Source organism: Rouxiella sp. Mn2063, assembly GCF_049319665.1.
Taxonomy (GTDB): Bacteria; Pseudomonadota; Gammaproteobacteria; order Enterobacterales; family Enterobacteriaceae; genus JBMOUD01.
Map to the genome: position 1 here is coordinate 1 of NZ_JBMOUD010000059.1, position 252 is coordinate 252.

The following is a 252-nucleotide window of genomic DNA, read 5'->3' on the forward strand; positions in this document are numbered from 1 at the left end:
CAGCGATGCATTGAGCTAACCAGTACTAATGATCCGTGAGGCTTAACCTTACAACACCAAAGGTGTTTTTAGAGACTTGAAGACAATTTTCAGCGAATTCCAAGATTGGTTCTGATGGCTTGGTATGAGAAATCATGCGACGCGGTTGGAATAAAACAGATTTGCCTGGCGGCAATAGCGCGGTGGTCCCACCTGACCCCATGCCGAACTCAGAAGTGAAACGCCGTAGCGCCGATGGTAGTGTGGGGTCTC

General features: G+C 49.2%; 1 rRNA gene. It reads left to right on the plus strand.

The window, feature by feature from the left end:
* Window positions 1-164 precede the first annotated feature (164 nt).
* A 5S ribosomal RNA gene (gene rrf, locus ACL9RG_RS22780) occupies window positions 165-252 on the plus strand; the annotation flags it as partial.